We start from the raw sequence: 17,501 nt of genomic DNA on the forward strand, positions 1-17,501 counted from the left end.
ATAAGGTAGGAGAAAACAATGGCAATTAATTTTAAAGATTACGTCGCAAATGTAAAGGACTTTCCAGATCCGGGCATTATCTTTCGCGACATTTCGCCCTTAATGGAAGATGGCAAGGCATACGCGGCGGCGACCGATGCAATTGTTGATTACGCCCAGGCCAAGGGCGTGGAAATGGTCTGCGGACCGGAAGCTAGGGGTTTCATTGTGGGTTGTCCAGTTGCCTATAAATTAGGTGTTGGGTTTGCACCAGCACGGAAAAAGGGCAAATTGCCACGGGAAACAGTTTCCGTGACTTATGATTTGGAGTATGGGAAGGCATCACTCTTTATGCATAAAGATGCCGTCAAGCCGGGTCAACGGGTTTTGGTTGTCGATGACTTGATGGCCACTGGCGGTACGTTAGCCGCCACGATTAAGCTGGTCGAAGAGCTAGGCGGAATTGTGGTCGGCACGGCCTTCTTGATTGAGTTAACGGATCTTCACGGCCGGGACAAGATCAAGGGTTATGACATGTTTACGCTGATGCAGTATTAGTCCTTGGATGACTGCTTTTTTCAGTTCTGTCATGGACAAGCCTGCTACTTTTTGATAAGATAGTAGGCGTTCTGGAGAGTTGGCAGAGTGGTAATGCACCGGACTCGAAATCCGGCGAACCGGCTAATACCGGCGCGCAGGTTCAAATCCTGTACTCTCCTTTTTTATGTTTCTATACAGTTCTACTGAGACCGTAAACGCCGTTAAATCAGCATTTACGGTTTTTCATTTCTCCTGAATTCTACTCGTTGTGCACCCGCGGTGCACAAACGGTGCACAAGGAGATTCGAATTCTGGCCCGCTACCACGCCACTTTCAACAACGACGAAACCAAGCCTGAGATGCAGCTCACCAGTTGGTGGACTTTTTTAGGGAAAATCAGAGAGCGTCGAGGGCCTTAATGGCTTTGACGGCCTGTTCCTGCCGAGTCTGGTCTAATAGATGGCTGTAAACACGGAGTGTAATTTCGATGTTGCTGTGGCCTAACCGGTGGGAGATGTAATAAATATCGACCCCTTGGGAGATGAGATAGCTGACATGGGTGTGGCGGAGACCATGAAAGGTGATTCGTGGATTGATGTCCAGCTTTTCCTCGACCTGATGCAGAGCCTTGTTGATGGCGGCATTAGAGGGGACTTCATGGCGGTTGTTCCGAAAAACCAAATTGAGCGGATCGCGATAGCCCTTTTTGAGATTGTCGGCGGTCTGCTCTTTTTTGAGTTGACGGAGCAGGGTGGCTAGGCTGGTCGGAATCTCCACATCGCGGACACTGGAGGGCGTCTTGGTCGGAGCAAAGCCCGTCCGATACATGTAGTCCCAGGTCTTGGTGATGTGGATGAGGGAATTGTCAAGGTCCACATCGTCCCACTGGAGTCCGATGATCTCCGCAAAGCGCGCTCCCGTTTTGAGACCCGTGGTGATGATGTAATTATAGAGGGAGCGGAGCGAGGCGTGGTCGGCACAGTAGTCGTAGAGGCGCTTCATATCGCTCAGCTGAAGATATTTTAAGTCCTGGGCTTTGCCCTTGCGGCCCGTCAGAATTGCGCCATGGGTGAAATTTGAGTAGACAATCTGGTCGTCGATAGCGGAGTTGACCATAGACCGCACATAGCCGTTAAGCTTGCTCACGGTGTCTTTGGCGCGGCCTTTGCCAAAAGCATTAATAAACTCTTGCCAGTCGGACTTGCTGATGGATTTAAGCTCTCGTTCCTCGCCCCAGTAGCTCAATAGGTGCTTACGGATAGTTGGATATCTGGCCTCCGTGATGCGAGCGTGCTTGCCAGTCTTATAAAGAGCCAACCAGCGGTCCCAATATTCGATTAGAGTCACGTTGTGCGCAGACAGATCTGCCCCGCGGTTATACTGTCGTTCCACTTCGGCGGCGGCGATGGATGCCGCTTTTTTGGTTGGAAAGCCGGAGAGATTGATGTATTTACGCTTGCCATCTTTATCCTTGTAGCTGACTCGATACTGCCAGCTCCCGCCGCGTTTTGTAATACTGGCCATTTTTATCACTCCGTTTCTGATATAATGTAACCAAAGGGCGCGCATTAATGGTGTGGTTCTTGTCAGCATCTACCCAGACCCGGCCAAAGGTTAAGAGGGTAGGTGCTATTTTTTATTTTTGGACCCAAGTATAATCACCAAAGGTGACAGAGTAAGGGCCATTGTTCTTTGCCCCGAAGTAAATGGTCATCGTTGCTTTCATGCCCGCTGCGATCGAATTTGGGATATTGTTGCTGTAGCTCCCCGCGTTAAAATCGCCAATCTCTTTTTGACCATCATATAGGTCAAAGTTTTGAGCGTTAAAGCTGAGTGGAGTGGACTTGGTGTTTTCCACGGTGACGGTGACGGCGACGGGGTGCTCACCTGCTGCCATATCGTGTACAGGAGCACTGGGATCATCTGCGATTTTATTCACGGTTACCTTCTCGCCGCTCTTAAACTCCATTGTGCCGCCGACATCCCCGCTGTGCGAGGTATCGGCGGAGGAGCTGTCATCATCATCCCCCGAGTCATCAGAGTCACTGGAGCTAGATCCGCCCGCCAACGCCCTGAATATTTTTTCATAGGACTTATTTTTCTTGTCCAGTTTGGTGTTTTGCTTAGTCACTGACACCAATTGGGCATACATCTTTTCGTACTTGTCCGAGTTTCGGACATTGTTGACCCCCATGATAATAACCAGTACCCCCAAAACTGTCGCAACCCAAAACAACGGTGTTTTGAGTAAGTGCTTAAATTTCTCCATTACTAGTCTCTCCCATGTGATACAATTATTTTGAGCAAAAGAACCAACCCCAACCCTTATGCCGTTGCAGCGGTGTAAGGGCTATTTTTATAGCCGTTGATTTGGATTAGCCATAAACCAAACCGCCTTGCCCAGCACACTGATCTCGTTTTCTTCGACCTGTTGTGGGGTATAAATTTTTGGGGTGTAATTTTTGTTTGTGGACTCTGGCTGGAGCACAAGGTTTTTACCCGCATGATACAGCCGTTTGAGTGTTGCTTCCTCCCCATCAAATTCAACCACGACGACATCTTTGTCAGAAAAATCGTGCTGTGGATTAATTAGCACATAAGATCCTTGCGGGATGACCAAATTCATCGAGTCACCTCCGACTTCGAGCAGAAAGGCCTCGGGCCACATTTCTGCGATGTTCTCTGGAATTTCCACATCCTCTTGATTTTCAAACATTTCCAATGGCGCCCCCGCTGAAACTACTCCCAACAATTTCACATGTTTCGATTTGCTGTTGGAGTGAATAGTAGAGGGATCACCGGCAATGTCCGAAAGCGGCACACCAAACATACGAGCCATCAGCGTGACTTTATCCATTAAGGGATTAGCTCGCCCAGTTTCCCAAGCTGATACCGTGGTCGCGGCAATATCCAGCCTCTTGGCTAATTCTTCCTGGGTCATTTTATGTGTTTTCCGGAGGTGTTTAATGTTGTCCCCTACGCTCATTTGGTCATCCCTCGTTTTCCCTACTACTTAATATATCTAAATACTACAATATATTTGTAGAAAAGTAAAGTGCAAAAAGCAAAAAATTTATTTATAGGGGTTGCAACTACAAATAAATTGTAGTACGCTATGGTTATCGAAAGGAGCGATGCACAATGATTACCATCGAAGCGGCTCGCGTAAACGCCGGTTTGAGCCAGTATGAAGCCGCTAAACGCCTGGGTTTCTCCCAAAAGACGTACATTGATTATGAGAAATACCGGAAGTCCTTGCGTATCAACATGGCCTACAAACTGGCTGGGCTTTATAACCAGCCCTTTGACAATATTATTTTTTTGCCTGACGACTACAAAACATTTGTAGTTGAGCACCGACACCCAGAAAAATAATATTGTCCAACCGCACTTTTTCGTTTCGTCGAATCTAGGGAAAATTGCGGTTACCGATTATTCAGCATTTAGAAAGGAGAACCTATGACTATATACTCTGCAATTCAAACCGTGGCCAAGAACAAAGGTGTCTCAATTTATCGGATTGAAAAGGACTTGGATTTGACCACGGGGCGTATCTCGAAATGGGCAAGACATGATCCCTCGGCGAAAGCCCTCCAGCGTGTCGCCGACTATCTCGGGGTGACAAGCACGTACATCTTGGATTTATCCCGACTGAAGAAAGAAGGAGACCAGAAATGAACGAACTGAAACCGATCGAAAATCAGGGGCAGCGGGTGCTGACCACGGAACAACTGGCCGGGTTATATGGAACCACGGCTGACCGAATCAAGCAGAATTTTCAGCGCAATGCCGACAAATTTGCTGAAGGTCTTCATTACTTTCTGCTTGAGGGCGCGGCCCTTAAGGGGTTCAAGGACCAAGTAGCAAATAGCTCCCTGGTCGCAGATCGAACAGCACACCTCTATCTTTGGACTCGCCGGGGCGCCGCGCGGCACTCTAAAATGCTGGGAACGGATAATGCATGGGATGTATTTGACAGTTTGGAAGAGAACTACTTCAACCCGTCGACCGCACCAGCGATTCCGCAGTCCTTACCAGAGGCCCTGCGGTTGGCGGCGGACCTGGCCGAAGAGCGAGACAAACAGAAGCAGGGGCGCCTGATCGCCGAGCAGCGAGTGGCAGAACTGGAACCCAAAGCTACCTATTATGACCTGATCCTGCGGAACAAATCGCTGATGTCCATCACGAAAATTGCTAAGGACTATGGCCTTAGCGGCCGGAAGTTGAATGATCTACTGCATGACTACGGTATTCAATACAAGCAAGGTCGGATCTGGTTATTGTATGCCGCATATCAGGACCTAGGCTACACCCAGAGCAAGACCTTCGTAGATGACACGGAGACTTCCCACATGAACACCTACTGGACACAAAAAGGTCGGCTGTTTATCTACGACCAGCTAAAGGGACACGGTATTCTGCCAATGATTGAACGGAGTGAAGCAAAATGACGGAAACAATCAGCATCAAAAAGTGGAAAGACATCAAACTTCAGTTGCTCGACGACATGATTGACGGTGTTAGCGGCGAGTTTATGCGAATTGCCAATGATATTCCCGACTGCGCAGATTTCGTCCTCAACCCTGACGGCTTCATCACCGACCTGGATAAGGACGGTAAACGCATTGTTTCCACCGAATCCTCGCTCGCGGGAAAAAAGTTCAGCGAAATCACAGACCGTGTGGCAGCGATGCGTGGATTGGCGGCCACATACGATTATCTGGTGACTCAATACCATGGCGTTGAAGAGTTGCCGGATGGGGTTGACGCCTTTATTCCGCCGAAGCCAAAGAAAGGGTGAGGGCAATGACGCAATCAATCACCATCACACCAACCATCAGTATTGAGATTCCCGCCGATCAGGTGCTTATCAGCAAGGCCGAGTATGACCGGCTCGTCGAACAAGCAGATACCTATCGGTGGTGGGATTCAATTGACCTGGCTCAGCGGTATCACCAAAAGGTGACCTGGTTCTCTGACAATATTTTTCAAAATCCACGATTTATTGGAATGCTGCGGGGGCAGTCAGTGATGTATCCGGGCAGTGGTGTCAAGGGCTACCGATGCGACCCGGTGCGGTTTGGCAAATTCATGAGCGACTATTTCCCGGAAATTGCGCGGGAAGCCAGTAAAGAGAGGAAGTGAAGTTATGATATCAGCCAACAGGTTGAGGGAAACACGTGAGCAAACGGGGGTTAGCCAAGGCGATCTTGCCAAACAACTTGGCGTCACCAGGCAAACGATCAGCAATTGGGAACGCGGAGCTAGAGAACCACGAACGCAAACATGGGAATCCCTAAGTCGGGTGCTCAACGTACCAACTGCCTATCTAATTGGGCTGGAAGAAAAGGAAGGAGTTGAACCCTTCGTGGTCGCAATGAACGACAAGAAAGTATCAATTTACGAAGACGACTTAAAACGGATTTACGACTTAGCCAACAGCATTAAAGGCCTAGCACTTGACCGCGCGCAGAATCCATATTTCCTTCTAGGATTTGCGTCAGGGCGTGCGGACACAATTCGAATGATTATCAGGAGTGCTACCTGCGACGGGATCGGCGGAAAGGAGAAACCAAATGACAATTGAAGAACAGCACCTCGTCAATCTGCTTAAGTGGCGGAACAAAATCACAGTGATGCGTATCCTGGCAGGTCCATCGGAACCACTCAATGACCTACACCGTATCGCCGATAACAAGATTCAGCGTCTGGTCCGTCAACACAACCAGGAGGAGGCACTGGCATGAAGCAAAACAAGGAACTTAACGCACTGCTGGACGAAATTGCATCCACTCTCCAAGAGCAATTTGACTTAGGGAAGGACTGGGAGCGAGCCAATTACCTGCAACCGGTCAAGGGCGCCCCATCAATTGCAATGACGGACAAACGGCTACGCCAAGACAGTGCGCGACGCGATGCCAACAGCAATATCAACGGTGTCTACGCCGATTGGCGGCCACGCCTGGAACAGCTCATTAAAGGTGGTGAAGCAAATTGAGTGTACTAAAAAAGCGACCCACCGATGGTAGTCGGTAAAGGTCGCACAGCAAAACATTTCTCGTCACAAGTATACCACACACCTGGAGGTATGAAGAATGTTAGAAGTAAAAGTTACCGGCAACAATAGCAAAGAACTCGTCGACGGCTTACAGACACTGTTGGCCACGCTCACGGACGGCCCTGCAAATTGGGACCCGAAACCAGTGGCCACTAAGGCCAAAGCACCTGTTGAAAAACCGACGCCAGTTAAGAAGACCGAACCAAAACCTAAACCCGATCCCGCGATTGAGGCACCCAAGGCCCACACCGAGACACCTGAGCCGGATAACAATTCCAGCTATTACACGCTGCCGCAAATCCGGGCAATCGCCACCGACCTCATCCACAAAAATGGCGGTCGGGAGAAGCTCAAGACCATCCTTAAGAGCTTTGGGGTCACCAATCTCTCAGAATTGGACCCCACAGACTTTGCTTGGTTCGCCAACAAGGTTACCGAGGAGCTGAAATAAATGGCTACACCCACACAGCACTCCAAGCTCAGCGCGAGCGGAGCAGGAAAGTGGCTCAACAACCCACCGTCTCTCTGGATGGAAGAAGGCATCCCCAACCCGTCTAGTCCCTATGCGCAAGAAGGCACCGACGCCCACCGGTTGGTGGAACTCAAACTCAAACTGGTCACCGAGCAGATCACCAAGCGCAAATACAACACCGAGGTCAAGCGGCTCAAAGCCAGCTCACAGTATTATGGCCAGTCCATGGAGGATTATGCCCAGCAACACGTCGATTTGGTCATGGAGGACCTGGCCAGTATGCCGGGCGCCGACCTGTACTCCGAGACGCGTGTCGACTTCGGGGAGTGGGCACCCGGCGGCTGGGGGACAGCCGATACGATCCTTGTCAACGATGATGTCTTATCCATCTGGGATTACAAGTACGGCAAGGGCGTTCGCGTCCGGGCGGACCACAACGTGCAGCTGATGCTATACGCGTTAGGAGCATATCACGACTTAGGTCTGTTGTACGATTTTTCCACGGTGCGGATGACCATCAACCAGCCCCGAATTGACAATCTCGCCAGCTTTGAAATGAGCCTGCAAGAGCTGCTGGACTGGGGCAAAAATGTCGTGATGCCGGCGGCGGACAAAGCACTCAATGGCGAGGGCCCGTGGAACTTTGAAAACCCCAGCAGTACCGCGTTCTATCGGGCGGCGGGGTTTGATAAGCATCTGGCTGAGGCTAATCTCAAAATCCGCAAGTACAAGTTTAAAGAGGCCAATACCCTCACGGATGCAGAGATTGCGGACATTCTCGACCAAGCTCCACGCATCAAGCGTTGGCTCACCGCAGTAGAGGACTACGCCACCGACCAGGTACTCACGCACGGCAAAGAGATTCCTGGGTACAAGGTGGTCGAAGGCCGCAGTGTCCGCGTGATCACTGACAAGGATAAGGCCGAGTCCATTCTGGAGTCGGCGGGGATCGAGGATATCTTTAAGCCCCAAGAGCTTAAGACCCTCACCGCGCTGGAGCGATTAGTCGGCAAGAAAGAATTTAATGAGCTGCTGGGCGAGCTGGTCGACAAGCCGCAAGGCAAGCCAACGCTGGTCCCGGAAGAGGACCACCGCAAGCCCTTCACACCCAGCTCAGCGCAAGACGATTTTGACGAATACAACGAAGACACAATCAAAGGAGAAAAATAATCATGGCTAAATTAACAACAAAAGTAGTTACTGGAAAAGTCCGTCTCTCATTTGTCCACCTGCTGGCACCACACGCAATCAACGGCGGGGATGCCAAGTATTCAACGATGATCATCATCGACAAGGCAGACAAGGCGACGCTCAAAAAAATTAAGAGCGCTCAGAAGGTCGCATATGACGCGGCTAAGGCCGACAAGCTTAAGGGACTGACGTTTGAACAGGTCAAGACCACCTTGCGAGATGGCGATGACCCCAACGATAATACCGGCGATTATCCAGAATTGAAGGGTCATTATTTTATGAACCTTTCCAGCACTACCCAACCCCAAGTGATTGACGGCGCCAAGAACCCGGTGACCTCGGAAGCAGAAGTCTACTCCGGCGTGTACGCCCGGGTGAGCCTGAACACTTATGCGTATAACACTAGTGGCAATAAGGGTATCTCGGCTGGTCTGAATAATGTCCAGGTGGTTGCTGATGGTGAGCATCTGGACGGTCGGACTTCTGCGGATGATGATTTCGACGAATGGGATGACGACGAAGAAGACGATGACGACTTGTTAGGCTAGGAGGGTGAGCAAATTGATTAAAGCAACAAAACAACCTATCAAACGGTTGCCAGGATTTGACAACATGCGCCCCGGTGCACTGGAGCGGGCCTTTAAGGATGTCGTCAGCAAGAATGATAATCGCCCCATTTTGCAAAATCTGCACCTGACCAGCGATGGCAGTGCGGTGGCGACCGATACACATGTCCTGCTCCGTGTCCGGAAGTTTCACAATCTAGGTATCAATGTCAATTTAAACCTGCTTAAGTTTATGCCCGAACTCGAAGAGGGTGATCCGCTCATCGGTAGCGCTTATCCAGATACTGATCGGCTGATTCCAGCTGGACCAGGTGATGTCACGTTCGAACTGCTGACCCCGGAGCTGCGCAAGGCTCTGCCGGTCATTAAGTCGATGTTTTACCCGGCAGCGGGTCCCGACAATAGCCAAGTCGTGCGAATGCAATTCCGCAAAGACGACCGCTCGGAGGATTATTTGCAAATCGGCTCTGACACCAGTCAGGTGACGATGATCACGCACAATGCTCTGGGTGTGGACCAGTTGGAGCCGACCGGAATCAACCCGCGCTACCTGTACAACGCCTTCCGCCTGTTCGTTGATTACTTTGGGCGGGCCGACGGACTCGTCCGGGTCGACTGGTACGGCGCACTGCGGCCGATCACTCTCTCTGTAGACGACGGGGGCATTAGCTATCTGATCACGCCGCTACGGACGTTCTAGCTTATGGAACAAGCCGAGATTTGGAAAGATATTCCTGGCTTTGAAGGACGATACCGAGCCTCAAACTGCGGCCGAATCAAAAGTGTAGATCGTGTTCAAAAGACTGCACGAGGTGTTCGGCATCTAAATGGAAATCCACGAGACAACCGGGTTGTAAATCTAGCCTACATGTATCAAGTCTCCGAAAATGCCATCAGTTCCATTAAACACAAGCGGACATTCTGGTGGTTAAAGGAGGCGATTACTTGACTCGCTTGCTATGTGATATCGAAACGTATTCGGCTGCCGACCTGCCCAGCGTCGGGGTTTACCGCTACACCGATGACCCGAGTTTTGAGATTATTCTGCTCAGCTACAAGATCGACGACGCAGACGTGGAGACGGTGGACTTGACCGAGCAGTCGATACCGGAGTGGTTCCTCGATGCGCTGACCGACCCGGAGTATGTCAAGGAAGCTTGGAATGCCCAGTTTGAGCGGGTGTCATTTACTCGGATTCTGCGGCGGCTGAAACGGCTGGGACCCGACGAGTGGCTGGACCCACGCCAGTGGCGCGACACCATGGTCCAAGCAATGGAGCTGGGCCTGCCCGCTAGCCTAAAGCAAGCCGCCAACTACCTCGGTGTGGATCAGGTCAAGGACCCCCGCGGGGTCCGGCTCATCCGGTATTTCTCAACGCCGACGAAACCAACGGTCAAGCAGCCGGAGAGCAAGCGCAATATGCCGGCAGACGCACCTGAGGACTGGGAGCTATACAAGTCCTACAACGCTCAAGACGTGCGGACCGAAGCGGCCATCAGCGACAAGCTGGCTGCCATCAAAACGCAAGCCCATGAGTGGGATCTGTGGGCCATGGACCAGCGCATCAACGACCGAGGTGTGGCTGTGGACGTGCCTTTGGCCGATGGCGCCATCCACATCATGGAGCACGCCAATGCCATTAACATGGCTCATCTCAAGACTGTCACGGGTCTCGACAACCCCAACAGCCTGATGCAGCTCAAACAGTGGCTGCGGGACCAAGGCACCCCGATGGAGAAACTCGGCAAGGCCCTGGTCCAGGAAGCACTGGACAGCGGCAAGCTGCCGCCGATGGTTGCCGATGCCCTGGAGACACGGCTCAAGCTGTCCAACTCCAGCACTAAGAAGTATCTGATGATGGAGGATGCGCGGTGCGCTGACGGCAAGGTCCACGGATTGCTCCAGTTCTACGGAGCCTCGCGAACCGGAAGGTGGGCGGGCCGGTTGCTCCAAGTCCAGAACCTGCCCAGAAACTATCTGCCGGACCTGGACTTGGCCCGATCACTGGTCAAAGCCCAGGACGCTGAAGCCATCGACCTGCTCTATGGCGATGTGCCGGACGTGCTCAAGCAACTCATCCGCACGGGTCTCACGGCAAGCCCTGGTCACCGGTTGGTGGTCTGCGATTTCTCGGCCATCGAAGCGCGAGTGATTGCCTGGTATGCCGGTGAGGAATGGACGCTGGATGCGTTTAGGACGCACGGCAAAATCTATGAGGCGACGGCTAGTCAGATGTTTAACATCCCCATGGACCGCATTGATAAACAGACCCGGCAGAAGGGCAAAGTCGCCACGCTGGCCCTGGGCTATCAGGGGTCGGTCGGCGCGCTCAAAGCGATGGGGGCGCTCAACATGGGCCTGACCGAGGATGAGCTGCCGGAGCTGGTCGACAAATGGCGCAACGCCAATAAGCACATCGTGCGGTTTTGGTATGACTGTCAACGGGCGGTGGAGACCGTGCTGTCTGGCGGCGGCGTTGTCCGACTACAAAAGGGTTTGATGTTTTACAAACGCAAAGGGTTTCTTTTTATCAAGTTGCCAAGTGGCCGGCGGCTGGCTTATGCCAAGCCTCGACTGGAGCAGCAGCCTGATGGCCGCAGCCACATCACTTACGACGGCCAAGGCGACAAGGTTGGGTTCATGCGGCTCGACACCTATGGCGGCAAAATCGTGGAAAACATCGTGCAGGCTACGGCCCGTGATTTACTGGCCGATGCCATGCTCCGGCTGGAGGCCGGCGGGTATCCGGTGATCATGCACATCCACGATGAGGCCGTGGCTGATGTGCCTGACGGCTTCGGCTGCGCGACATTATGTGTCAGGCAGAGCCGTGGGCCAAGGGCTTGCCGCTGAACGCTGCAGGATTTGAAAGCTTGTATTACAAGAAAGACTAAGAAGAAACAGAGACGAGTAAGCCCTAAAAGGCCCAGCTGAAACGATTCTGGAGGGAAAGAAAAGGGTACGACTATCGAAACACCCTGAAATTTTGGAGCAGATCATCGCTCTAGAAAGAGTCAATGCACCACGAAAAGACCCCCGGTGGAAGCCAATCCGGAAAGCATTAAGAGAAGACCCTGTCAACAAAAAGGTGACCAAACCAAAACTGGCACACAACATTGTTGAAAAGCGTGAGGCCCGTTTAGCTCGAATGAGACGCTACTCGGAACTCATTAAAGCGGGTCTGCACGTAATGGATATGTCCTTTGTTCTCGGGGTCTCATCAACTACCGTGACAAGCGACCTGCGCTATGGACATTTCGAGGTATTGCCCCACCGTTACTGGCGCGTCACAAATTTGGAGACAGGCGAAGTGAACTACCCCGAGAGTCGATCGGCAGTCTACAAAATGGTCCGCCTTGGTCGGAATCGGCTGGTACTCAACGATGGCGACTTGGACACGACCGTTAGAAACTGGCGCGTGCAGCATGGCCGCTGGTATCAAGACGGTGCTGGAAATTGGCGTGAGCCGCATGTTCCGACAAATACGCCGACCAAAGCATCAAATTTGCGAGCACAAGCAAAAGGCAAGCAGATTGAAGCAATCCAGAAATGCCTTAAGCTGGGCTACTCTAAGGCCGAAATCGGAGACTTGGTGGGACTCCAGCCGAAATCAGTATGGCGAATCATCCGCGAAAATAAGCTGACCGTTTATCCGGTTGCCCATTATCTGGGATACCAACTGGTCGATCGTAGCACGCATTACTTTATCAGCTTGAACGAAGCCCGGGACAAATCAGGGATTATGAGTCTGCGGTGGAAGCTCAGAATGATACCTCGCGTCACGGAAAACGGCTGGCGCATCTCGCAGGGGATCTGGGTCAACTATGATAACGAATGGCATGAGGTGGAACGATGAAAACTCAAATCACAGTTGACGTGCTCAACTATAACCCTGAGCACACTGGTGCGCTGGACCAGCTCATCGCGTCAGCGCTCTGGAGCTGGGGAGTTAAAGCCAGTATCAAGCAAGAGGGCCGGGATCGGCTGCTCATCAATATGGAGAAACGAGAACATGAATAAGGAAGAAGCAAAAACTCAAATCCACATGGCGTTTGCCAATTATTTTGCCAGTGGCAAGAGTGCACCGGCTTTTGCCGCCGATTTATACGCCATTGTCGACAAAATTAAACCCGAGCACAAGCCAGTGCAAGCAGTATTAGACCGAATTACCGATTTGGAGGAATAAGAATGATTGAATTAGGCAAGACTGATGCCCAGAGTAGCTGCCCCTATTGCCACACACAGAAGGCTCAGAAGCGGCCATGACCGCGAGGGATTGGGGCGACTTAGATTGAGCAATGAGACGAAGCGGGACGTTATAGAGCGGGCACTAGATGATTGGAAACAAAATTTTATTAGTAGTTTGCCTAGGGACGGGTCATTTGAAGACTGGTCGGAAAGTCTGTCTGATTATAGTGCTCGTTACGCCGCCGCCCTGCCAGATGATCTGCCGGTGATTCCGAAAGTGGTGGGAGAGATGTTGCAATCAGCACACGGGCAAACTAATTTGCTTGGCGTGTTGGACACGGCCAGAAACGGACATAAGGTTAGTGAGCCATTGGCATGGATAATTGCCAATCAAAACACCTTCGCTACTGCATGGGTGCTAGGCGCCTGGCGCGTTGAGGAAACCGGTGAAATCGTGAAATTGGAGGCGGAGAAATGAAACGAATGATTTATGTATTGCTCTTCCAGGCATCAATGCAAGACAACCCGGTTGTTGGTGCGTTTGATGACCCCAAAAAGCTGGAAGCCGAATTTTGGCGAATTGCTAAACTCATGGACATCGATCTGCAAGATGTTGAACGAGATGAGAATGAGCAACTGTACTATAACGATCACGATATGTTGATGGAGGTTTGGTTGCGTGAACTGAACGGGAACATCTTGGAGGCACAACATGACTGAATCAGTACAGGACGTGTTTGACGAGCTGTGGAACCGATATGAGCTGGTTTGCAGTGTTTTGGAGTTGGAGATCGGGCAAGGATGTCCCCGTGGGCCAAGAGGATTGTCAGTATATGACATGACTATTCGGCAGCGTTTCGCCAAGGCGGTTTCCCAAGAAAAGGGGTCGAAATCGACCCCTTTAACAGAAAAGCAAAAAAAATGCCCATACTGCCATGAGCCATTCGACGAAATCGTTAAAAACCGTTCGTGGGACGGAGCAAGCATCCATCTCAATGCACAAGATGAGCTTGTCAGTGATGCGAGCTCGAACGGCATCAGAAATTCAGCAAGTGTGAATTTCTGCCCAATGTGTGGCCGTCGATTGGAGGAAAATTAATGGAAAAACAAATTGAAGAGTTGCTGCGGCTTTTGAATCAAGGGGTTAAGCAATTACCTCAATCACTGAACATCATTGTCCAGCAATATGCACTGCGTAAGTGGATGATTGGATCGGTCTTTGCTGTTATGGTAGTGATTTTAGGAGTGGCGAGTTTTGTCTGCTTGCGGCAATCGATGAAAATACCAGCTTATGAGAAGCGGTCTGTGCATGAAGATTCCATGCATTTCATGTTTGTTACTATCGCTAGCATTGCTGCCATTCTCGCATTCATCTTATTAATGGCCTCACTTAGTAGCTTCGCTGACGCCATCTCACCCGTGTATTCATTAATTCAGGACCTGCGATAAGGGGGGCGCACAATGACGAAAGACATCAAGCCTACCTATTACCAGCACGACGGCAGAGACGTGATCGACACCATGTATGATCTGTATGGCGCGAATGCCCGGACATTCCTCATCGGTAACATCATCAAGTATGTCTACCGATACAAGGGCAAGAACGGTGTGGAAGACCTGTACAAGGCGCGCACGTATCTCAATCGGCTAATCAAAAAAGAGGAGGGGGCGAAGAAGTGAACTTGGCTGAGTTGAAACCTGGAGAGAGCGAAGATGGTTGGTCAGATTTTTAATAGGAAGGAGAGCGGATAATGCTGGAACAAAATACCGAATCTAAGCCAAATCCCGAGCTGCATATTGCTATGGCTCCCAGCCGCAAGACCAAGAAGTGGAGCAATAAAGTGATGCTCTGGTCTGACTTGCTGGACCGGCTCAGCCATCCGACGATAACACCCGAGACAATGGCCGAGTGGGCTAAAATGTCGCGGGAGCAGCAGGAAGAGATTAAAGATGTCGGTGGATTTGTCGGTGGCTGGCTCAAACAGGGCCGCCGGAAAGTCGGCAGCGTGCAAAACCGCAGTCTGCTCACCCTGGACGTCGACTTCCCAGATCACAACCTGTGGGACGACGCGGAGCTGCTTTGGGGGTTCAGCCTGGCCGTGTACAGCACGCATAAGTATCGGCCGGACAATCCCCGGATGCGGTTTGTGATTCCCTTGTCCCGTGTGGTCACAGCAGAGGAATACGTACCGCTGGCTCGAAAAGTCGCGTCAGAGTTAGGCATGAACAATTTCGACGACTCAACCTATGAGCCGGAACGGCTGATGTTTTGGCCGTCGCACTCCCAGGACGCGGAGTATTTCTACCGCCACCAAGACGGGGAGCTGCTCGACCCGGACAAAGTGCTGGGGGAGTACACCGACTGGCAAGATTCCAGTTTTTGGCCGGTATCTGACCGGGAGGCCGAAGTCCACCAGCATGAGGCCAAAATGGCTGGCGACCCCTTGACCAAACCAGGGGCAATTGGCGCTTTTAATCGGGTGTACCCGATTCGTGAGGCCATCGAAAAGTTTCTGCCAGACGTGTATGCGCCAACTCGACACCCGGACCGTTACACCTATATTCCGGGAAGCACGGTCGGCGGACTGGTGCTGTACGATGACCAGTTTGCCTATTCTCACCACGGGACAGACCCCACTGGGGGCCAGCTGACCAACGCGTTTGATTTGGTCCGGCTGCACAAGTTTAATGATTTGGACGCCAAAGCCAAAGATGGCACACCCGTCAACAAACTGCCCAGTACCAAAGCAATGACGCAATTTGCTTTAGAAGATAAAGGCGTCAACGCCGAGTGGAAGCAAGACGTGATCGGAACCGCCGATGATGATTTTGACACGTGGGAAGACCAAGAGGACGGCGCTGAGGCGGATAAGACCAAGGACCTGGCTGAATGGCTGACCATCACAGATAAGGGCAATCCGGTCATCAACACATATCATTTGGCCGAGCATGTCATCGCTGAGCACCCGCTGTTTTTCGACAAGCGTGAGTTTCTACGGTACGACGACAAGACCGGCATCTGGCGGGATGATACGGACACCTATCTGACCAGTATTCTGACCAAAGACTACCTGCGCAAGCTGACTAAGATCAATCTCATACGAGAGACCAAGACGGCCATCCAGGGACTGATCAAAGCGGATGACCCATTTCCGGCACCAGACACCAGTCAGCTGGTGCTGGCCAATGGCATCTATAACTGGCAGGACAACACGTTTAGCGAGGGCTATCACCCAGACCTGCACGCACGAGCCTTTTATCCGGTGCAGTATGACCACCGTGCCGATTGCCCGACGTTTGACGGCTACGCCCGGTGGCTGCTGGGTGAGGAGAACATGCCCTTCATTTATGAGTGGATCGGCTATATGTTTTTCCGGGGCTACCCCATTCAAAAAATGCTGTTCTTGTATGGCGGCGGCGGAACTGGGAAATCGACACTCATCAACGTCATCCGCAACGCGATCGGCGAGCAGGCATCAGCGGCAGTCACCTTAGAGGCCCTGATGACCAAGCCTTTTGCGCCAGCGGGACTGTATCAAAAGACGGCCAACTTCGACAGTGATGCCAAGAGCCAGTACTTGGAAGATGGCGCCATCCTTAAGACACTGACCGGTGAGGATATCACCTATGCCGACGTGAAATTCTCCGACCCGCTGAAATTTTACAATTTCGCCAAGCTGACATTTTCCATGAACAAGCTGCCGGCGATGCGGGATTTCAGCGGCGGACTGACTCGGCGGGCGATCATCTTGAAAATCAACCGGAAGGTGACACCTGAGATTATCAAGCAATTCCCGCTTAAGCAGATGCTCAAAGAAGCACCGGGTATCTTTAACCGGGCGATGGATGGCCTGCGGCGACTGATTAAGAGTGGCAGCTTTACGGAATCATCTATGATGGAACGCGAGCTGCAAGACTGGGTAATCGGCAACGACCAGGTGGGACGCTTTGTCACCGAGGCAGTTAACAAGGTCGACGGTCAAGTTACTACAGTTGAGGATATGTACAACGCCTATACCAATTACAGCATGGAGAACGGTGAAAAGGCTCTGGGCCGATATAAGTTTGGCCAGCGGCTAGAAGAACTGGGACTCACGAGAACTCGAAAGCGAATCGAAAAAAACCCAGTTTGGATCTGGCAGGACGTTAAATTGGCTGTGTCAGATTTTGACTGAATGTGTCAGAGTTCCAGAATTTGGAGACAGAATTGATGAAGAATAGAATTCGTGGCCGACCGATCTGGCTGTCGGAGCACGCACCTAAAAATTCGTCCACTGATTTCAGTGCTTTGTGCCGCTGTTCTGGCACAAAAGGCAATTCGTGACACAGCGGAAAACTCAACAGCCTCAAGGGCTATAGCCTATTCTGTGTCAGAAATTCAACTTTTACTACTATTATATAGAGGTTTAAAAAGAGTATATAAAGAGTAAAGGGCAGAGGGTAAAAAGTAAAAAGTATATAGCGTATAAATAGTTGAGCAAAAAATGCGATTTCTGACACACAACCA

General features: G+C 51.4%; 26 protein-coding genes, 1 tRNA gene and 1 pseudogene. 25 read left to right on the forward strand and 3 right to left on the reverse strand.

Going from position 1 to position 17,501, the window contains the following annotated elements; translation table 11 throughout:
* Nucleotides 1-18 precede the first annotated feature (18 nt).
* Both FD09_RS07610 and FD09_RS07615 read left to right on the forward strand, forming a co-directional pair.
* Nucleotides 19-537, forward strand: coding sequence for an adenine phosphoribosyltransferase (locus FD09_RS07610; protein WP_057819965.1), 519 nt, complete (start codon nucleotides 19-21; stop codon nucleotides 535-537).
* Nucleotides 538-610: 73 nt separating this feature from the next.
* Nucleotides 611-698: transfer RNA gene (locus FD09_RS07615), tRNA-Ser, on the forward strand.
* Between the two features lie 217 nt (nucleotides 699-915).
* Here the strand turns inward: FD09_RS07615 and FD09_RS07620 are convergent.
* The 3 genes from FD09_RS07620 to FD09_RS07630 all read right to left on the reverse strand — a co-directional run bounded on the left by FD09_RS07620 (nucleotide 916) and on the right by FD09_RS07630 (nucleotide 3,505).
* Entirely contained in the window at nucleotides 916-2,043 is a 1,128-nt protein-coding gene (locus FD09_RS07620) for a site-specific integrase (RefSeq protein ID WP_057819967.1), read from the reverse strand.
* Between the two features lie 112 nt (nucleotides 2,044-2,155).
* A complete protein-coding gene (locus FD09_RS07625; RefSeq protein ID WP_057819969.1) occupies nucleotides 2,156-2,788 on the reverse strand; it encodes a DUF4352 domain-containing protein in 633 nt (210 codons plus the stop codon).
* Between the two features lie 87 nt (nucleotides 2,789-2,875).
* The gene (locus FD09_RS07630) at nucleotides 2,876-3,505 is read right to left on the reverse strand and encodes a LexA family protein (protein ID WP_057819971.1); all 630 of its coding nucleotides are present in this window, start codon (nucleotides 3,503-3,505) and stop codon (nucleotides 2,876-2,878) included.
* 155 nt (nucleotides 3,506-3,660) lie between these two features.
* Between FD09_RS07630 and FD09_RS07635 the strand changes: the two genes are divergently transcribed.
* From FD09_RS07635 to FD09_RS07725, 23 genes and pseudogenes are all read left to right on the forward strand, one after another.
* Nucleotides 3,661-3,894 carry a helix-turn-helix transcriptional regulator gene (locus tag FD09_RS07635; RefSeq protein ID WP_057819973.1) on the forward strand — a complete coding sequence of 78 codons (234 nt, stop codon included), beginning with the start codon at nucleotides 3,661-3,663 and terminating at the stop codon, nucleotides 3,892-3,894.
* 84 nt (nucleotides 3,895-3,978) lie between these two features.
* Complete coding sequence (locus FD09_RS07640; protein ID WP_057819975.1) at nucleotides 3,979-4,197, forward strand: helix-turn-helix domain-containing protein; 219 nt, start codon at nucleotides 3,979-3,981, stop codon at nucleotides 4,195-4,197.
* Nucleotides 4,194-4,970: a phage antirepressor KilAC domain-containing protein gene (locus tag FD09_RS07645; RefSeq protein WP_057819977.1), complete on the forward strand. Its 777-nt coding sequence runs from the start codon at nucleotides 4,194-4,196 to the stop codon at nucleotides 4,968-4,970. The genes FD09_RS07640 and FD09_RS07645 overlap by 4 nt, the downstream gene beginning before the upstream one ends.
* Entirely contained in the window at nucleotides 4,967-5,320 is a 354-nt protein-coding gene (locus FD09_RS07650; RefSeq protein ID WP_057819979.1) for a hypothetical protein, read from the forward strand. The genes FD09_RS07645 and FD09_RS07650 overlap by 4 nt, the downstream gene beginning before the upstream one ends.
* Before the next feature lie 5 nt (nucleotides 5,321-5,325).
* A complete protein-coding gene (locus FD09_RS07655) occupies nucleotides 5,326-5,664 on the forward strand; it encodes a DUF771 domain-containing protein (protein ID WP_057819981.1) in 339 nt (112 codons plus the stop codon).
* Nucleotides 5,665-5,668: 4 nt separating this feature from the next.
* Nucleotides 5,669-6,106 carry a helix-turn-helix transcriptional regulator gene (locus FD09_RS07660; protein WP_057819983.1) on the forward strand — a complete coding sequence of 146 codons (438 nt, stop codon included), beginning with the start codon at nucleotides 5,669-5,671 and terminating at the stop codon, nucleotides 6,104-6,106.
* Nucleotides 6,096-6,266 (forward strand): hypothetical protein, encoded by a 171-nt coding sequence (locus FD09_RS16245; protein ID WP_157053714.1) that lies wholly within the window; start codon nucleotides 6,096-6,098, stop codon nucleotides 6,264-6,266. Before FD09_RS07660 ends, FD09_RS16245 begins: the two co-directional genes overlap by 11 nt.
* On the forward strand, nucleotides 6,263-6,517 hold the full coding sequence (locus FD09_RS07665) for a hypothetical protein (protein ID WP_057819985.1): 255 nt from the start codon (nucleotides 6,263-6,265) through the stop codon (nucleotides 6,515-6,517). Before FD09_RS16245 ends, FD09_RS07665 begins: the two co-directional genes overlap by 4 nt.
* 97 nt (nucleotides 6,518-6,614) lie before the next feature.
* Nucleotides 6,615-7,028 carry a hypothetical protein gene (locus tag FD09_RS07670; protein ID WP_057819987.1) on the forward strand — a complete coding sequence of 138 codons (414 nt, stop codon included), beginning with the start codon at nucleotides 6,615-6,617 and terminating at the stop codon, nucleotides 7,026-7,028.
* A complete protein-coding gene (locus FD09_RS07675; RefSeq protein WP_057819989.1) occupies nucleotides 7,029-8,219 on the forward strand; it encodes a DUF2800 domain-containing protein in 1,191 nt (396 codons plus the stop codon).
* A gap of 2 nt (nucleotides 8,220-8,221) precedes the next feature.
* Entirely contained in the window at nucleotides 8,222-8,788 is a 567-nt protein-coding gene (locus FD09_RS07680; RefSeq protein ID WP_057819991.1) for a DUF2815 family protein, read from the forward strand.
* Nucleotides 8,789-8,801: 13 nt separating this feature from the next.
* A complete protein-coding gene (locus FD09_RS07685; protein ID WP_057819994.1) occupies nucleotides 8,802-9,506 on the forward strand; it encodes a beta clamp domain-containing protein in 705 nt (234 codons plus the stop codon).
* Between the two features lie 3 nt (nucleotides 9,507-9,509).
* Nucleotides 9,510-9,755 carry an NUMOD4 domain-containing protein gene (locus FD09_RS15910; RefSeq protein WP_083487656.1) on the forward strand — a complete coding sequence of 82 codons (246 nt, stop codon included), beginning with the start codon at nucleotides 9,510-9,512 and terminating at the stop codon, nucleotides 9,753-9,755.
* Nucleotides 9,752-11,700: pseudogene (locus FD09_RS07690) on the forward strand (DNA polymerase). Before FD09_RS15910 ends, FD09_RS07690 begins: the two are co-directional and overlap by 4 nt.
* Nucleotides 11,701-11,792: 92 nt before the next feature.
* Nucleotides 11,793-12,662, forward strand: coding sequence for a hypothetical protein (locus FD09_RS07695; RefSeq protein ID WP_057819996.1), 870 nt, complete (start codon nucleotides 11,793-11,795; stop codon nucleotides 12,660-12,662).
* Nucleotides 12,659-12,826 (forward strand): hypothetical protein, encoded by a 168-nt coding sequence (locus tag FD09_RS16250; protein ID WP_157053715.1) that lies wholly within the window; start codon nucleotides 12,659-12,661, stop codon nucleotides 12,824-12,826. The genes FD09_RS07695 and FD09_RS16250 overlap by 4 nt, the downstream gene beginning before the upstream one ends.
* Nucleotides 12,819-12,992 (forward strand): hypothetical protein, encoded by a 174-nt coding sequence (locus FD09_RS16255; RefSeq protein WP_157053716.1) that lies wholly within the window; start codon nucleotides 12,819-12,821, stop codon nucleotides 12,990-12,992. The genes FD09_RS16250 and FD09_RS16255 overlap by 8 nt, the downstream gene beginning before the upstream one ends.
* 177 nt (nucleotides 12,993-13,169) lie before the next feature.
* Nucleotides 13,170-13,472: a hypothetical protein gene (locus tag FD09_RS07700; RefSeq protein WP_420806850.1), complete on the forward strand. Its 303-nt coding sequence runs from the start codon at nucleotides 13,170-13,172 to the stop codon at nucleotides 13,470-13,472.
* The gene (locus FD09_RS07705) at nucleotides 13,469-13,714 is read left to right on the forward strand and encodes a hypothetical protein (RefSeq protein ID WP_057819999.1); all 246 of its coding nucleotides are present in this window, start codon (nucleotides 13,469-13,471) and stop codon (nucleotides 13,712-13,714) included. The genes FD09_RS07700 and FD09_RS07705 overlap by 4 nt, the downstream gene beginning before the upstream one ends.
* The gene (locus FD09_RS07710) at nucleotides 13,707-14,093 is read left to right on the forward strand and encodes a hypothetical protein (RefSeq protein WP_057820001.1); all 387 of its coding nucleotides are present in this window, start codon (nucleotides 13,707-13,709) and stop codon (nucleotides 14,091-14,093) included. The genes FD09_RS07705 and FD09_RS07710 overlap by 8 nt, the downstream gene beginning before the upstream one ends.
* Nucleotides 14,093-14,443 carry a hypothetical protein gene (locus FD09_RS07715; protein ID WP_057820003.1) on the forward strand — a complete coding sequence of 117 codons (351 nt, stop codon included), beginning with the start codon at nucleotides 14,093-14,095 and terminating at the stop codon, nucleotides 14,441-14,443. Before FD09_RS07710 ends, FD09_RS07715 begins: the two co-directional genes overlap by 1 nt.
* Nucleotides 14,444-14,455: 12 nt before the next feature.
* Nucleotides 14,456-14,674 (forward strand): DUF3310 domain-containing protein, encoded by a 219-nt coding sequence (locus FD09_RS07720; protein WP_057820005.1) that lies wholly within the window; start codon nucleotides 14,456-14,458, stop codon nucleotides 14,672-14,674.
* A gap of 71 nt (nucleotides 14,675-14,745) precedes the next feature.
* A complete protein-coding gene (locus FD09_RS07725; RefSeq protein WP_057820007.1) occupies nucleotides 14,746-17,169 on the forward strand; it encodes a DNA primase family protein in 2,424 nt (807 codons plus the stop codon).
* Nucleotides 17,170-17,501 lie beyond the last annotated feature (332 nt).

Origin of the sequence: Schleiferilactobacillus perolens DSM 12744 (assembly GCF_001435585.1) — a bacterium.
Classification (GTDB): Bacteria; Bacillota; Bacilli; order Lactobacillales; family Lactobacillaceae; genus Schleiferilactobacillus; species Schleiferilactobacillus perolens.

What these genes read in the sequence shown, in the direction of transcription:
- FD09_RS07705 (WP_057819999.1), top strand. Translation starts at nt 13,469, where the DNA reads ATGAAACGAATGATTTATGTATTGCTCTTCCAGGCATCAATGCAAGAC.
- FD09_RS07645 (WP_057819977.1), top strand. Translation starts at nt 4,194, where the DNA reads ATGAACGAACTGAAACCGATCGAAAATCAGGGGCAGCGGGTGCTGACC.
- FD09_RS07655 (WP_057819981.1), top strand. Translation starts at nt 5,326, where the DNA reads ATGACGCAATCAATCACCATCACACCAACCATCAGTATTGAGATTCCC.
- FD09_RS07675 (WP_057819989.1), top strand. Translation starts at nt 7,029, where the DNA reads ATGGCTACACCCACACAGCACTCCAAGCTCAGCGCGAGCGGAGCAGGA.
- FD09_RS16245 (WP_157053714.1), top strand. Translation starts at nt 6,096, where the DNA reads ATGACAATTGAAGAACAGCACCTCGTCAATCTGCTTAAGTGGCGGAAC.
- FD09_RS07640 (WP_057819975.1), top strand. Translation starts at nt 3,979, where the DNA reads ATGACTATATACTCTGCAATTCAAACCGTGGCCAAGAACAAAGGTGTC.
- FD09_RS07660 (WP_057819983.1), top strand. Translation starts at nt 5,669, where the DNA reads ATGATATCAGCCAACAGGTTGAGGGAAACACGTGAGCAAACGGGGGTT.
- FD09_RS07680 (WP_057819991.1), top strand. Translation starts at nt 8,222, where the DNA reads ATGGCTAAATTAACAACAAAAGTAGTTACTGGAAAAGTCCGTCTCTCA.
- FD09_RS07710 (WP_057820001.1), top strand. Translation starts at nt 13,707, where the DNA reads ATGACTGAATCAGTACAGGACGTGTTTGACGAGCTGTGGAACCGATAT.
- FD09_RS07715 (WP_057820003.1), top strand. Translation starts at nt 14,093, where the DNA reads ATGGAAAAACAAATTGAAGAGTTGCTGCGGCTTTTGAATCAAGGGGTT.
- FD09_RS07630 (WP_057819971.1), bottom strand. Translation starts at nt 3,505, where the DNA reads ATGAGCGTAGGGGACAACATTAAACACCTCCGGAAAACACATAAAATG.
- FD09_RS07720 (WP_057820005.1), top strand. Translation starts at nt 14,456, where the DNA reads ATGACGAAAGACATCAAGCCTACCTATTACCAGCACGACGGCAGAGAC.
- FD09_RS07620 (WP_057819967.1), bottom strand. Translation starts at nt 2,043, where the DNA reads ATGGCCAGTATTACAAAACGCGGCGGGAGCTGGCAGTATCGAGTCAGC.
- FD09_RS07635 (WP_057819973.1), top strand. Translation starts at nt 3,661, where the DNA reads ATGATTACCATCGAAGCGGCTCGCGTAAACGCCGGTTTGAGCCAGTAT.
- FD09_RS07665 (WP_057819985.1), top strand. Translation starts at nt 6,263, where the DNA reads ATGAAGCAAAACAAGGAACTTAACGCACTGCTGGACGAAATTGCATCC.
- FD09_RS15910 (WP_083487656.1), top strand. Translation starts at nt 9,510, where the DNA reads ATGGAACAAGCCGAGATTTGGAAAGATATTCCTGGCTTTGAAGGACGA.
- FD09_RS16250 (WP_157053715.1), top strand. Translation starts at nt 12,659, where the DNA reads ATGAAAACTCAAATCACAGTTGACGTGCTCAACTATAACCCTGAGCAC.
- FD09_RS07650 (WP_057819979.1), top strand. Translation starts at nt 4,967, where the DNA reads ATGACGGAAACAATCAGCATCAAAAAGTGGAAAGACATCAAACTTCAG.
- FD09_RS07725 (WP_057820007.1), top strand. Translation starts at nt 14,746, where the DNA reads ATGCTGGAACAAAATACCGAATCTAAGCCAAATCCCGAGCTGCATATT.
- FD09_RS07625 (WP_057819969.1), bottom strand. Translation starts at nt 2,788, where the DNA reads ATGGAGAAATTTAAGCACTTACTCAAAACACCGTTGTTTTGGGTTGCG.
- FD09_RS16255 (WP_157053716.1), top strand. Translation starts at nt 12,819, where the DNA reads ATGAATAAGGAAGAAGCAAAAACTCAAATCCACATGGCGTTTGCCAAT.
- FD09_RS07670 (WP_057819987.1), top strand. Translation starts at nt 6,615, where the DNA reads ATGTTAGAAGTAAAAGTTACCGGCAACAATAGCAAAGAACTCGTCGAC.
- FD09_RS07610 (WP_057819965.1), top strand. Translation starts at nt 19, where the DNA reads ATGGCAATTAATTTTAAAGATTACGTCGCAAATGTAAAGGACTTTCCA.